General features: G+C 34.5%; 10 protein-coding genes. All 10 read right to left on the bottom strand.

The features are described from left to right. Positions 1–425: 425 nt before the first annotated feature. On the bottom strand, positions 426–2888 hold the full coding sequence (locus tag AC1DVP_RS11060) for a TonB-dependent siderophore receptor (protein WP_477183529.1): 2463 nt from the start codon (positions 2886–2888) through the stop codon (positions 426–428). Positions 2889–2962: 74 nt separating this feature from the next. Continuing rightward, complete coding sequence (locus AC1DVP_RS11055; protein WP_477183528.1) at positions 2963–4099, bottom strand: PepSY-associated TM helix domain-containing protein; 1137 nt, start codon at positions 4097–4099, stop codon at positions 2963–2965. 11 nt (positions 4100–4110) lie between these two features. Continuing rightward, a complete protein-coding gene (locus AC1DVP_RS11050) occupies positions 4111–6468 on the bottom strand; it encodes a TonB-dependent siderophore receptor (protein ID WP_477183527.1) in 2358 nt (785 codons plus the stop codon). Positions 6469–6746: 278 nt separating this feature from the next. Then, on the bottom strand, positions 6747–7877 hold the full coding sequence (locus tag AC1DVP_RS11045) for a PepSY-associated TM helix domain-containing protein (protein ID WP_477183526.1): 1131 nt from the start codon (positions 7875–7877) through the stop codon (positions 6747–6749). A 63-nt stretch (positions 7878–7940) separates the two neighbouring features. Beyond that, the gene (locus tag AC1DVP_RS11040) at positions 7941–10310 is read right to left on the bottom strand and encodes a TonB-dependent siderophore receptor (RefSeq protein WP_477183525.1); all 2370 of its coding nucleotides are present in this window, start codon (positions 10308–10310) and stop codon (positions 7941–7943) included. 201 nt (positions 10311–10511) lie between these two features. Continuing rightward, complete coding sequence (locus AC1DVP_RS11035) at positions 10512–11000, bottom strand: DUF6265 family protein (protein ID WP_477183524.1); 489 nt, start codon at positions 10998–11000, stop codon at positions 10512–10514. Positions 11001–11141: 141 nt separating this feature from the next. After that, positions 11142–13442 (bottom strand): type IA DNA topoisomerase, encoded by a 2301-nt coding sequence (locus tag AC1DVP_RS11030; protein WP_477183523.1) that lies wholly within the window; start codon positions 13440–13442, stop codon positions 11142–11144. A 227-nt stretch (positions 13443–13669) separates the two neighbouring features. After that, positions 13670–14368, bottom strand: a complete 699-nt coding sequence (locus AC1DVP_RS11025; RefSeq protein ID WP_477183522.1) for a DUF1826 domain-containing protein — start codon at positions 14366–14368, stop codon at positions 13670–13672. 211 nt (positions 14369–14579) lie between these two features. Then, positions 14580–14918, bottom strand: coding sequence for a hypothetical protein (locus AC1DVP_RS11020; protein WP_477183521.1), 339 nt, complete (start codon positions 14916–14918; stop codon positions 14580–14582). A gap of 364 nt (positions 14919–15282) precedes the next feature. Then, on the bottom strand, positions 15283–15999 hold the full coding sequence (locus tag AC1DVP_RS11015) for a DUF3667 domain-containing protein (RefSeq protein ID WP_477183520.1): 717 nt from the start codon (positions 15997–15999) through the stop codon (positions 15283–15285). Positions 16000–16021: the final 22 nt, after the last annotated feature.

The raw sequence follows: 16021 nt of genomic DNA, 5'->3' as shown, positions 1-16021 counted from the left end.
CATGCTATATAGGTTAATTCTTAAATTAATCAAGAATTAAGGAACGTATTTTGAATGAAAAGCAAAGATTATTTAGAATAAATAAAAATAGTGCAAATGTAAAAATAAATAGTATAATAGCAATCATTATTTAAAATTTAAATGGAATTTTCATCGCGTGTTTTTTTAAAGCTTTCTGAATTACATTATTTTTTGCTGCATGCTTATCTGTATGATTTCGAGCCGAGAAAAAACATAAATATTATTTGATTGTCTATTTGGATTCAAAAAGCAGTGAAAGGTTTAATGTAATTTCTTTAAATTTTCAATTTAATGAAATCCGACCCGCATGTTTATTGTGATTACAAGAAGCTTGTGCAAAGGCTTCCCCGTAGCTAATCTTTTGAGAAGAGACTGCGGGGCATGCCAAAATAGTTGTTTTTTATTTAAAAGGTATATCCCATGTTGAACATGAAATTTCTCGGAGCACCAGGACCAACCATGTTAGGATTGGCTTGTGATACGATGTATTCTTTGTTTTGAAGGTTGTTCAGGTTTAAAGAAAATTTCATTTGCTTAATCTGATAATAAAAAGCAGCATCTATTAGTGTATAGCCTGGCAAAGTAAAATAGGCCAATCGTGTGTTTTGTTTTGAAGCAAAATTGGAACCCAATCCAATTCCGAAGCCTTTCATTTTTCCTTCAAGAAGCGTGTATTTTGCCCAGAATCCACCTTGATTATGCGGTGAAGCTTCTTTCCATCGGTCAATATCTGCCACAACTGCCGTTTTTGTAATGCGGGCATCATTGTAGGCATAATTGGCATTTATGGACAAATTGGGCAATATGTTTCCTGTAATATCAAACTCGATTCCTTTTGAAGTTTCTTGACCTCTTTGCTCTAATAGCTGAGTGTTCGTAGGGTCGTTTGCGTTTACTAAAATATTGTTTTGAGTAATTTTGTAAGCCGCAACAGTAATGGCTAATTTCTTGTCGAACCAGTCACTTTTGGCTCCAAACTCATACATCTTGCTTGTTAATGGATCAAATGGGCCACCGTAGATTTCAGGAGCTCCTATAGTTCCTGCACTTTGTGGCTGAAAACMTTCTACATAAGTTCCATAAAGATTGATTTGTGGAATTAAGCTATATACTAATCCTACTCTAGGTATCAAAGCGTGCTGTTTTACTTCGGCTTCTGTGCTTTTTTTGTAATTAGTAAAATCAGTGTAGAACTCTTGTCTTAAGCCTAAAAGAACTTGTAGTTTGTTCCATTTTATTTGGTCTTGTATGTAAATACTCTGCGAGTAATATTTTGTTGCTGCAGTTGCTGTTCTGGTTGTGAAATAGTTATCAGTATTGGCAGCGGAATAATCAAGATTTGCCAAATTATAAAACGGAACATTGGGAACAGGATTTCCATTTGCGTCAAGCAGATACAGATTCTTTTTAGCAGGATTATAGGTTGCTATTGACGCAGTATTAGTAGCATTTCTGTAGCCGGTTGCAACGCCATTTGTTCCGCCAACGGGTACAGTACTCAAAATATAATCGGCACCCAATACTATTTTATGTTCTATTTTTCCTGTGTTTACATCATAATTCAAGTAGGTGGTAAGGTTGTCGTCATAGCGGTTGCGCATACGTTCTGTTGTGCTTTGTAATAGTAAAGACGGTATTTCTTTTCCAGCTCCATCTACAGCATAGGCATTAGCCCCGCGATGTTCAACCATATCTTCAAAGAATTTATATTTTAAATACGATACATTCAATGAAAGTTTACTGTTGAATTTATGATTCATAATTGCCGACAGATAAAATGTTTTTTCTTTCAAGTAATCGCTGGCTCTAGACATACTCTGTGAAATAGGAGTAGTAAATAATCGTGTGGCTCCATCGGTAGAAGGGCCAAATAAGGGCTGGCCTCTTTCGGTTCTTCCTTTGATGATGCTGTAAACAAAATCGACATCAATTCTGGTTTTTTCACTGGGTACAAATGCGATAGTCGGTGCTATAGATACATCTTCTCTTTCTTGTAAATCCCTGAAAGTTGCACTGTTTTGATAGGCTACATTCATTCGGTATAAAATGGTTTTGGATTGGTTTAAGGAACCTGTTAAATCGGTTGTTGCTCTTATGGTTTGAAAACTTCCAACATTTACGCTTGCTGAATTTCGATTTACAGCCAATGCTTTTTTGGTTACATTGTTTATAGACCCGCCAGGTTCTGTATTTCCGTATAAGGCAGATGCAGGGCCTTTCATTACTTCAACTCGTTCCAAATTATTTAGATTTAAAGAATTAAAGGAACGGCCACTAACTCTTAATCCATTTATAAATTGGTAGCTGTTTCCCGAAATTCCTCTTATCGTGAACCGGTTTTCAAAATTATTAAGGCTTACTCCGCTAATGTTTTTTAGAACATCATTGACGCGAAAAGCTTGTCTGTCAATAATTAATTCTTTGGTTACATAGCTTACAGACTGTGGCAAATCTTTTAATGGAATGGTAGATTTGGATGCCGCAACTGATACATCGTTTCTGTAGGTTCGTTCTCTAAAACCCGAAACTACAATTTCATCTAGTTGACCAATGCTTTCATCTACCGTAAAATCGATGCTGTAATTGCTTTGACTGGAATTTATCTCGATGGTTTTGCTTTCTTTTTTGATKCCAATACCTGAAACAATGATGGTATAAGTGCCTTGTTTGATGCTTTGTATTTTATACTCACCGCTTTCATCGGTCACTGCTCCTTTAGTAGTGCCTTTCAATTCAACATTTGCAAATTCGGCTGCTTTGCCTTGACTGGTTTTTATCTTTCCTTTTAGGGTTCCAGTTTTTTGTTGGGCTAATAGTGTTGATGTTAAAATAAAAAATAGACTAATGACATATAAGAATTTTGTCATTGTTGGATTCAAATAATTCATGGTTAAAATATAAATAGGTTAGGTTGTTGTATTTATTTATGGTTTCTTAATATTTAATTTGTCGTGACGCTTTTCTTTTTTTTATTTCGACCCCACCAAATGTAGAAGCCTGTTATTGGAAGGCTCGCACAAACTAAACTGGCAAAAAAAGCAAGTATTTTACCAGGTAATCCCAAGATGCTGCCTGCGTGTAAATCGTAAGTGATGAATCGGAACTTTTCTCCAGTATTTTTATCATCAAAAGTGGTTGTTTTTAACACTTTTCCCGTGTATTGATCGTATACAGCAGCTACATCATTTAAGCGGTTTTCATGCCTAATAAATGCATTAAAAGCAGCCGATGAATCTTTGGGTATGAACAAAATATACTCACTGGCTTTAGGATGTAAATTTTGTACTGAATTGTAAATTTTATCAAAACTGTTTTTTGAATTAACCTGAGTAGAGTCCGATACTAATTTTTCGCTTTTTTCACTTTTTTTACCACCATTAAGTGTCCATTGCACTGCTGAATCATACCATTCAAAAGCCCAAACTAATCCAGTAAGTGCAATGATTAAAGCAGGAATCATCATGTAATAGCCTAATATGTTATGCAAGTCATAATTTTTTCGTTTCCACTTAGTGGTACTTTTCCACTGAAACGAAAAGCGCTGTTTAATGGCATTTTTATTTTTTGGCCACCATAAAATTAAACCTGTAATAAGGGAAAAAACAAATACAATTGTGGCTGTTCCTACAATTGGATCTCCAATATCATGTTTAAGAAAAAGTGTTTGGTGAAGCATTCTGACTACGAAGAAAAATTCGAAATTATAATCTTCTATCTTTTCGATATTTCCAGTGTAAGGGTCTAAATAAATGTACAATCTGTCATAATCATCCCAATACCAAATACTGTTATTTTCCAGTTTATTAAAACTCCAAAATGCAACTGTACTTTCGTTGTCATTAACAATTTTGCATCCTGATATTGGATTTTCTGATTTGGTTTTTGCTATTTCTAATAGTTTACTGAATGGCAATGCTTTGTTTTTTACTTCTTTTACGTGGTAATGTTCATGAACAATAGGTCGTAATTCTTCTTCAAAAACATATAAACATCCTGTGGTGCCTAGAATAATTACAATTAGGCCTGACGCAAGGCCTAGCCATAAATGTATTTTTCCTATTGCTTTTTTTAATTTCATTGTTCTGTTAATTAAAACCTGAATGTTAAGTTTGCTAAAACCGTTGTAGATGCTTGTGGTGCTCCCCACGTACTCCAATACTTTTCATTGGTTATATTGTTTATCTTAAGACCAACTCTCCAAGTAGGCTGCTCGTAAAATACAGTACTATTAAAAATGGTATAGGATGGAATGTAAAAAGTATTGGTAGTGGACATAAAACTTTTATCTACATAATTAGCTCCAAAACCAAAACCTAGACCTTTTAAAAAGTTTTGAGATTTATATGAAGCCCAAAAGTTCCACACGTTTTCAGGGGCATCAGCAGCTTTGTTTCCTTCAAGGGCTGGGGTTGCTGATTTTACGATGCGATTGTCATTATAGGAGTATCCTGCAATAACATTTAAACCTGAAATTGGGTCAGCGGCTAATTCAAAATCATATCCTTTACTCACTTGTTTTCCGCCTTGCTGGTATGATAAATCCGTAAATCTCATTACGGCATTATCATTTGTAATGTTGTAATAACTAATAGTGGTACTTAATTTTTTATTAAATAATTCGGCTTTTATACCTCCTTCGTATTGATTAGCATAAAGCGGATCTAATATTAATTGATCCCCATTGGGTTGGTTTACGGGAGCAAGATTTTGAAATCCGTTTAAGTAATTACCAAATATGGAAACCTGATTTTTAATAAGTTGATAGACAATTCCTAATTTAGGAGATAATGAAGTCTGATTGTAAGCAGGCGTAATTGTAGTTGTAGTACCATTTGTAGCGGCAGTTTCCTTACGGTCAAAATTGTCAATACGCAAACTTAGCATTAGCGACAGCCTGTCGGCAAAACTAATCACATCAGATGCATAAGCACTAGCGGTGTATTCTTCTCTAGCGGCTCTAATAACTGGAGTTCCTAATAGTGCGTCGATTTCCTTTTTTCGTATTGGAGTAAAATCTTTCGTTACATCAATTGTTTTAATAACACCAGTAGTCGGAGTTGTGGAAAAAGTATCTGAATAATATCTGTAGTTGACACCGGCCAATAGTTTGTGCTTTAGAAATCCAGTTGAAAATTCACCATTAATATTTTCCTGAATATTGGTGTAGTTACTGGATATAGGTCCAAAAAGGGTGGCACGATTACTGACTTGTGTTGGAGAAGTCCAAGTAGGAAGAACTTGGTAGCTGTATTCCACATCTTCACCTACATAAGAAAATAGGGTTGTAGATTTCCAATTTTCAGATAGTTGGTATTCTGCTTGAGTAAAAACTTTTGAGGCCGAAGATTTGGCATCGGCATCGTCATGTACCAATGATTTTTTATAATCTAACTTTATATCACTCGGATTGGTTACGCCAGATGTAGCAGATACAGCAGGATATAATGGTTTGGTGCTTTTAACATTAAAAAGTTCTGCATCTATATTGAAAGTAAGTTTTTCGTTTGCTTTAAAAGTAAGGCTTGGAGTAACAGAAAGGGTTTTGTTGAAGCCGTAATCTAAAAAGCTTTTTTCGTTGTTAATTGCGAAGTTTACTCTGAATAATACCGTTTTGTCTTTGTTAAGCGGTGTATTAACATCAGCGGTAAGTCGGTTTAGACCAAAACTTCCAGCGGTATAAGCTATTTCTGTTGCTGTTGTTTCAAATGGTTTTTTGGTAACCAAATTTACTACTCCGCCAAAAGAAGAAGCCGAGGATCCAAATAAAGTTCCTGAAGGGCCTTTTATCACTTCAATGCGCTCAACGTTTGCAATGCCAACAGAAGAACGGCCAGATAAAGTTTCCATGCCATTTCGAGAATTAATTCCAACGGTAAATCCTCTGAAAATAACAGCAAATCCTCCCGAAGGATAGTTAAGCGGCACTACTCCAGGAGAATTTTGCATAGCACTTTTAATGTCAACTGCTATCTGCTCCTGCAAAAGTTCTTTATGAATAACACTATACACCTGTGGGTTTTCTAAATTTGAAATGGGCATTCTCGCCACATAATCTGTTTTTTTAGATAAGATGCTTTTTCGGTTATTAATGACAACTTCTTTTAAATCATTGTTGGAAACTTCCAATTGCAAATCAAGAATAGTGGTTTTATTTTCTGTTACTGTCACTTGTTTTTCTATAGTTTCGTGACCTGCTAATGAAACTTGCAATGTGTAGGTGTTGGCTTTTATTCTATTAAATTCAAAGCTGCCATCGTCATTGGAAGTGGTGCTATATTTTGAGTTTTTAAGGATAATGTTTACTCCAGCAGCGGGATCATTATCAGATGTAATAATTATTCCCTTGATTTTACCTAGGTTTTGTTGGGCTAAAAGGCTTATGGTTGAAAAGAGAAACAAGCATGTTAAGAGAATAAATTGTAGAATTCGTTGGTTAAAATAGGTCATTGTTTTAAAGTTTGATTGCGTGTAATTATTATTGTTATTATTATTTAGAATAAATAAAAATAATGCAAATGTAAATAATTAACTTATATTTTGTAATATTTATTTAGAGTAAATAAAAATAATTTCATTTAAATGAATTGAGAGAGTAATTCATCCTTTAGATAGGTGAGAGGTGTTTATAGTAATGGTTTTAATATAAAAAGCCCCTAATGAATAGAGGCTTTATTGAATTTGGCTACTGCCATGTATATGTATATTTATGGTTTTTTATGTTTTATTTAATTTGTTATAATGCTTTTTTTTTTATTTCGTCCCCACCAAATATAAAACCCAGATATGGGAAGGCTTGCAATGAGTAAACTGATAAGAAAAGCAAATATTTTTCCGGCTAGCCCGAATACAGCTCCAGTATGTAAATCATAATTCATGCGCATTAACTTATCTGGAACTGCTGCATTTTTATATTTTCCGTAAATGTGTTTTACTTCTTTTTCTTCTAAAGTGTATTGGTCAAAATAGCGGTAATCCGTTTTCCAGAATGTTTCAGCTTCAGGATTAGCATTGGCAGCTATGGAGGTGCTGTCATTTTCTGGCGGATGCACTTCGATGGATTTTGCCGTTGGATATTCTTTTTGCATTAGTATCCAAATTTTGTCCAACGACTTGCTTGGAGCAATTGTCTTTTTTGTTGAAACAGGATCCCCGTAAATCAATGATTTTTCCCCGCCTGTTACTGTGTAATAGGAGTAAGCAAACCATTGGAAACCCCAAACTAAACCTGTAATTGCGAAAATGAACGCAATTAAAAGCACATAGAAACCAGTGATATTATGCAAATCATAGTTTTTGCGTTTCCATTTTGTTTCTTTTTTCCATTTGAATCTAAAGCGCTGTTTAGCTGCATTTTTATTCCGAGGATACCAAAGATACAGCCCTGAAAGTAGCAGTACCAGAAATATTAGGGTTGCCGAGGCTACAATGGGCTGTCCGATTTCTGGAGGAAACCAAAGGTAGTAGTGTCCGTCGAGGATGAATCTGAAAAAGCCTTCATCCATATTGGCTGTTTCTATTACTTTGCCCGAATATGGATTTAGGTAAACTATATAATAATAAGTGGGTTCATAATGAAAGAATATAGCTTCGGCCGATTTTTCGGTTCCATTGTATTTGATGGCATGAAGAGCCTTGCCAGGAAGTTCCTTTTTGGCAATTTGTTCTAATTGTGAAGGAGGAAGGAACGGCTTGCTTTGCTTATCGACAAAACGGTATTCCTCGGTGATATTTTGTATTTCTTCCTGAAAAGCATATAGACAGCCTGTAATAGCAATAATGAAAACTATTATTCCCGAAGATAATCCGAGCCATAAATGTATTTTTCCTATCGCTTTTTTTAAATTATTATTTTTCATTAAAAAAGAGTAAAACTCCCCATCTTAATGAGGAGCTTAATTGAACAAAACTAAAAAGTATTTTTAGAATTTATAACCCAAAGTTATTCTTGCATTAGTACCTGCTTCAGCTTGCCAATAATACATAGTGGTGTAGCTGTAATATCCTCCCGAATACAAGTACTTGTTAAGTATGTTGTTAACAATAAGATTTATAGATAGTTTTTTTATTTGGTAAGACAAGCCGCCATCTAAGCGGAAATAATCAGGAAGTGTATTAGTGTTATCAGGCGAAATGTACCAAGGCGCTCTTTTTACCTGATATTGATATCCTAATGAAACACCAAATCCGTTCAGTAATCCGTTATCCACTTTGTAATTTATCCAAGTGTTTTGAATGTGTCTTGTACTTCCGGGAATTTGATTTCCTACCATATTTGGGTCAGTATCCTTTGTCGTTTTCCCTTCTGTAAAAGCGTAGTTTAAAACAATGTCTAAATTTTTAAAGATTTCACCTCTAATATCAGCCTCAAAACCTTTTACTTTTTGTTGTCCATTTTCTTTGCTGTATTGCATAGATCCTGAWGAATGTTCAGCATCGAATGTAAGTACATTGTCTGTGGCAATTTGATAGGCTGCAAACGTAGAATTCCATTTTCCATTTAGCCAGTCTCTTTTAAAACCTAATTCTAAGTTGGTTCCTGTTTGAGGATTAAAACTTTTCCCCTGCCAATCGCTTCCATAATTTTCTGTAAAAGACTCATCCCTTACAAAATAGGCCGATGTATTTTTGTCAATAGAATAACTCAGGCCAATACGGGGTGTGAGTTTTTCGTTTTTTGAATCTTTATTATAAGCATCACCAGCTTTTAATATAGTATATCTTCCTGCCAATGTTAAACGAAGGTCATTATCTAAAAATCCTAATTCATTCTGTGCATAAAAGCCTTTGTAATTATTGTAATATTTTACGCCTCTGTCTTTTATGTTTTTACTTCTGTCAAAAGTAGGTGATGCAGGTATGCCATGAACAGGATTGTAAATGTCCAAATCAGGTAAAGTAAAAGATTGTGACCAGTCATGATAGTATGTTTTATCACTGATATCTAATCCTGATAATATTTTGTGCGAAACCGATCCGGTTTGAGCCTGACCGTTTACAAATGCCTGTCCAACATATATTTTTCCTAAAATATCCCAGTTTCCGCCGGCTCTTTTAAGAATGGCATCATTGTTAGGATCAAAACCAGCTGGCCATAATGACATTCCTTCCTGCTCGTAGTTTAGGTATGAACCTTGGGCTGTAATTTTCCATTTGTCATTGAATTTATGCTCTGCAATTCCCAAAAGACTTCTTTCGAGCATTTGTGTAGGATCTAATTCTTTTTCTGATGTAGTAAAGCTTCTTGGTAATTCTTCATAACCGTTTTTTGCATAAACATAGTTACTTCCAATTGCATTTACTTTAGAAAATTGTTGCGTATATTCTAACGTTACAGAAGTTTTGTCTGTAAATAAGTATTTCAATACGGGTGCAAAAGTATAACGGTCGTTAAAATCAAAATCACGGTAACTGTCTTTCTTTTCGCCCATCACATTGAAACGGTACAAAAGTTTTCCGTTTTTGGTCAATTTACCATCTAAATCCAAGGTTCCTCTATACATACCAAAACTGCCCAAAGACAAACTTGCCTCTCCTTTGTTTCTTCCGCTAGGTTTTTTGGTTACCACATTATAAAAACCGCTAGGATTTCCATTAGACAGCATAAATCCTGCAGGGCCTTTTACAAATTCGATGCGTTCTACCATACTCATGTCTTCCGTTAGCGGACCCCAAGTAGTACTTACGTTCATACCATTTCTAAAAGCAGCAACTTGGCTGCCTCTCATCGTGATATTGGCATAATTATCCCAATGCTCTACACGTGTAGCCCCACTCACATTGCGCGTTACGCCTTCAAGCATGCTGTTGATTTGCTGATCCTGGATAAGCTTTCCTGTTACCACTTGGATGTTTTGCGGAATTTCTATAATAGGGGACTGCAAGCGTAGGGAGGATGAAATTCTATTGGTTTTGAAAACACTTTTATTACTTAAAACGACCACTTGGTTCAATTCGTTATTAGACAAGGAAAGATTGATATTTATAGTTGCTGTTTCACCAGATGTTACTGTTACGTTTTGCTCAACGTCATTATAACCAACTAATGTTACAATTAAGTTATAACTGCCGGATGGTACGTTTTTAATTGTAAAAACTCCATTATTATCGGCAATGGCTGTTCTGTTTAATCCTTTTAAAGTGACAGATACTCCTTCGGCAGGTTTGTTGTCACTGGTTTCAACAGTTCCTTTGATGCTTCCTGTACCTTGGGCAAAGGCTGTTGCTGTAAATAGAACAAGAAGTAATGACAGTAATGTAATCTTGGGTAATTTTTGATTCAAATATTTCATAGATTTAGGAATAAAGATTTTTAATAATTTTTATTTAGAATAAATAAAAACAGTGCAAATATAAATATTTAACTTTATTTAACAGGATTTATTTAGATTAAATATAAATTAATGTTTGATGATTTGTTTTTTAAAGTTTTAGGGCATAAAAAAACCTTGCCGTTATAAGACAAGGTTTGTTTTTTGATGAGGTAAAGATTGTTATTTTGGTGTTTCAGATTTTTTCATCCCAAATTTTTCCGCACTGGGTTTTCCGATCTGTACACCAGAAATAGATGCGACAAGGCTGTCTTTGCTAATTTGGCTGTATGTTATTTTTTGCGGATAATCGTGTTTTGGATTTTCAAAAACCAGCTGTTTTTTTGTTACGGAAGTCATTTTAAAAGGAACAGTTTTGTTATCGTTTTGCCCTTTTACCGTAGCGTTGTAGAATAGTTCTTCTCCTTTTTGCTGTAATATTATGGATTCAAAATGTAAAGTATCTTTGTTTTTAATAAAAAAGGATTCGCCTTGAAAAGTACTGTCGTTAAGCTGTTTCCAATTTTCTGAAAGAATACCTTCTGCAGTTTTGGTTTCCCATTTACCCAATAACCAGTTGGCTGATTTTAATTTATCTTTCTCGTTTGCTTCTTGATTTTTACAGGAAACAATGGCTAGCAAAAGCAATATAAAAGTTGTTTTTTGGAACATGGGCGTAACTGTTTGATGTTATTTTGAAATGCTAATTTATGAAAAATAAAATAGAAAGATTTTTGATTTCAGATTAACGATTTTTGATTAATAAATAGTAGATTGTTGATTTAAGAAGTTTATAATATCTAAAATCAGAAATCAGCGATCATTTTTGCTTCCATTCAAAATCGAATAAACTAATTCCTTGGTAGGTTTTTGATCTTTCAGTTTTTCTCTGACCACATCAAAAGTGACTCTAAAATCACAGCCCAATTTATAATCAGCGCAGCCATAAGCGGTTTTGCCTTTTATAATTGTTCCTTTTTTGCATTTCGGGCAAGTCAAAGTATCAGGAGCTGTTTTTACTGCTATTTTCTTTGGTTCTAATTTGAGTTTGAAATTTTCTTCAAAACGGATTAAGCCTTCAACTGTTCCGGAATCGGTTTTAAAGTCTTTCAAATTTACAGTCGAACCTTTTTGAACTAACCGCAAATATTGACTTTCGGAAATCTTTTTTCCTGCAAAAACATAAGGCAGTACAAAATCACAGCCCGATTTATATTCACTGCATCCGTAAGCCGATTTCCCTTTTATCAGATTTCCTTTTTGGCATTTTGGACAAACTTCTGCCAAAATTCCTGTAGCTTTCTTTTTTTCAATTGTTACTGCTTGTTTTTGCACAGTTTCGGCATGTGAAATATTGGCGCGGGTAGTTTCGCTTCGTACTTCAGTAACCAAAGCTTCGACCATGTGTTTCATGTTTTTAATGAATGCGCCGGCGGTAAAAGTTCCCCTTTCAATATCTTTCAGCTGCTTTTCCCAAGAACCTGTCAGTTCTGCCGATTTTATTAATTCATTCTGGATCGTATCAATAAGCTGAATTCCCGTAGGTGTTGGCAAAACCTGTTTTTTGTTCCGAATAATGTATTGGCGTTTAAAAAGCGTTTCAATAATATTCGCCCGAGTTGATGGACGCCCAATACCGTTTTCTTTCATCAGTTCGCGCAGGTCTTCATCGTCAACCTGTTTTCCTGCTGTTTCCATGGCGCGCAGTAAAGTTGCTTCCGTAAACTGATTGGGCGGTTTGGTCTCTTTTTGTAAAAATGAAGGTTCATGTGGTCCTTTTTCGCCCACAATAAAACTGGGTAATAAATCGGCTTCTTTTTCTTTGGCGTTTGGGTCTTCAAAAACGACACGGAATCCTTTTTTTAAGATTTCTTTTCCGGTGGTTTTAAAAGTGACATCGGCTGCTTTTCCGATTACTGTCGTATTGGCAACCAAACAATCATCATAAAATACAGCAATAAAGCGTTTTACAACTATGTCATAAACCTGTTGCTGATTGTATTGTAAATTGGATTGTACTCCTGTTGGGATAATCGCATGGTGATCGGTTACTTTTTTGTCGTTGAAAACTTTAGGCGATTTTTTAATCTTTTTTCCTAAAAGCGGTTGAGCCAATTCGGCATAATTAGTCAATTTTTGCAGAATTCCAGGTACTTTCGGATATATATCATTCGGTAGAAAAGTTGTATCGACTCTGGGATAGGTGACTACTTTTTGTTCGTATAAAGTCTGGACAATTTTTAGTGTTTCATCTGCCGAAAAACCAAATTTTTGATTGCAGTATACTTGCAAACCTGTTAAGTCAAACAGTTTCGGGGCATATTCGTTTCCGTTCTTTTTATCGACTGAAACAATTTCGAACTCACTTTCTTTGACTTTATTGGCTAGAATTTCACCGTCTTCTTTTTTCAGGAAGCGTCCTTCCTCATAGCTGAAAAGTGTTTCTCTGTACAATGTCTGTAATTCCCAATAGGGCTGAGGTTTGAAATTTTCGATTTCTTTGAATCGCTCCACAACCATTGCTAGCGTTGGAGTTTGTACGCGCCCTATAGACAGGACTTGTTTATAACCGCCGTGTTTTACGGTGTACAACCGAGTGGCATTCATGCCGAGTAACCAGTCGCCAATTGCTCTGGAAAAACCTGCATAGAATAAATTATCGTAATTGGCAGATGGTTTCAGGTTTTCAAAACCCTCTTTGATGGCTTCGGCGGTTAGGGATGAAATCCACAAGCGCTGTACCTCGCCTTTGTATTGGGCTTCGTTCATGACCCAGCGCTGAATGAGTTCTCCTTCCTGTCCTGCATCCCCGCAGTTGATAACTAGCTCTGCTTTGTCGAAAAGGCTTTTTACAATTTTAAACTGTTTTTGAATCCCCGAATTCTGAACAACTTTGGTTTCAAACTTTTCGGGAAGCATGGGCAGGTTGTTCAAATCCCAGCTTTTCCAATGCGGTTTGTAATCGTTGGGTTCTTTTAGGGTACATAAATGTCCAAAAGTGTAGGTAACAGCATAACCGTTGCCTTCGTAATACCCATCGTGTTTGGTATTGGCTCCCAAAACGGATGCGATTTCGCGTGCTACACTTGGTTTTTCGGCAATACAGACCTTCATTTTCTCCTTCTTATTTGAAGGCGCAAATTAGGAATTTAGAAATTGGTATTGAAATGAAATTTTTATTCAGTTGGGGCGAAGGTACTATCTTAAAAACCAAGAAAAAAGAACAAATTTTTACAACTTGGCTTTTTGTTTAAAAAATGTGTTCAGGAGCTTGGAGACTTTATGGAACAGGAGAGTGGGAAAAACATTTCTCAGTCACGAAATGTAATTTCATTTTTTTTTTAGCAAATCAACAACAAACGATATTCTCCTTCATTTTCTATTGGTGCTCTGTGAATACAAGGCAGTACCTGTTGTTTTGGATGATCCACCGCCAGGCGCCAAAGATGTCCTATTCCTAAATTAATAGGCACTGCATGGGGTTGCACCTGATAATGCAAATCAAAATAATTTTCCTTTAAAAAGTTGTCAAATTCCTCTGATGATCCGTTATGCAGCTCTTTAAGCTTTTTTCGAATTTCAGGAATTAGAATTTTTTGCTCCGCTTGTTCATTAGAAATAATATCACTTGCGACTCCATGATATGTACATAAAAAGGTATCCGTTGCAATGGGTGAACGATCAACATGATACGAATACACATCAGTAGATATGAAATCAAATTCATCATCCCGTTCATAACATTTAAGTAAATTAAGAGAGGGAGAAGCTCCGAAATCGGCTAATAATTGTAAATCATTTAAGATAATTTTCCTTGCTATGTTTCCCTTTTCTGATAATTGGAGTGATAATAAATCTTTAGGATAAACTTCAGTTATATTTTCTTTTATTTGCAGTTTATCTACAATCTCTTTAAAATTGCCTTCCAAATTTCTGTACCAGCACAGTGCATTCATTTCTCCCTTAAAATTCTTATTTACAAGTTCAGAAAAAGTGGATACCATTCCAATTTGGCTGCTGTCAGAAAATGTATTACTCATAGTTTGATATCAAAAAATCCAGTTATTTAATGCATTACAAAATTATGCAATTCTGCGAAGCAGTTCTATATTTTAAAAAATTGTAATCTATCATCTGAATCAGTATCATTATAGTTTTCAAATGAATGTCTTAAAATCAGTTTTTTATTTTGCATGTATAAATCAAAAAGGATTAAATTGTTTTCATCATAAATTTGAGTTTCGTCAAATTTTAAAAGTATTGACCATTTCTCTCAATTGAAAATCTTTTTTCGATGCTCCATTTACCTTGAATTGTTTGACAATCGGCATATTGTTCTGTAGTTAAATCATTCATTATGTTAGGGAAATTTTCTGTTTCAAAACTTCCATCCTCGTTCAATGTTAATTGAACATCATTGCATCTGTAACTATAGCGAAGCATTGCTGTGTAGCTAATTTGGTCTAGCTTCCAATTGCCGCTTAGCTCTTTGGTCTCGGGTTGTTTAATTAAATTTTCTAAGGAATTTCCATTAAATGAATTGCATCCGCAAAAAAACATTAAAAGCATCAAGTAAAATCCTTTTTTCATATTAATTTCTTTTTTAAAGTTTTGTCTTTTGCGATAGCGCTGATTTTTATTACTTCTTCAAATATATAAATTAATACGAAAAACACTGTTTCGATGATTTACTGGATTTGCTTTTGTTAGTGAGGTTGCTTCGTTTCTAGCGATGACTTTGATTGTGTATTTTTTTTTATTTTTTAGTTCGATTTTTGTAGTTTTTTATTAGAGCGTAAATTGAGAATACAAAAATTATCAGGTATAGAGCGTCTAACAGCGGTTTCTGAAAGCTTAGATTTTCAAAGTCTAAATGTTTTAACAAAGTCCATCCTAAAATGATTGCTATTACACCAAAAGCAAATGATGGTATTTTCTTGTTTTCCATATTTTTCTAATGTTTTGTTATTATGTCAATTGTTATTCCTATTGCAAATATTAAAATGAAGAATGTTATCATTCCTAATAAATAGCAAATTAATGCTTTGAAATAATTAGGTAATTTCTTTTTTTCAAAGAAATTACCTGTTGCCCAAACTAAATAAATCACACTCATCATTCCTGCAATGTTTAATAATTTGACGTGTAAAATTCCTTCGATAATTGCAAAAAAAGCAAAAATCAGCATTGAAATTCCTAATATAAAACATAACATGATGAGCAATTCAAAAAAGTTATAACCATATTTTTTAAAAAATACTTTTAGCCAAACCGCAATAAATGTTCCTGTCAAAATATTCATATATCCATAATTTGCCTGCAGCCACCCTAAAATTTTGACAAATGCAGATTTTTCTAATCCTTCATATTTTATATATTCATCTTCAATATGAAAAAAATGGCTTATAAGAGTATAAATCAGGGACGTTAAAATTATAAAAATAATTGGTTTTACAAGGCGGCTTCTATTTTCTGATATATAATTTCTAATGTTTTGTCCTGGATTTATAAAAAGTTCTTTAACGGTGAATAAAATGCCGCGTTCAAAATGTAAAACGTGTTCAATTTCGTGAGCAATATAATGTCCGTCAATCCTTTTCAGTTTTGAAGGTTGTCCGCAGTTTGGACAAAAGTTATGATTTACTTCGTTATTACAGTTTTTACAGTTCATTTTTATTCTAATAATTTTTACA

Source organism: Flavobacterium sp. P3_A6 (assembly GCF_056403035.1).
This window is presented reverse-complemented; position numbering and strand designations above follow the sequence as displayed.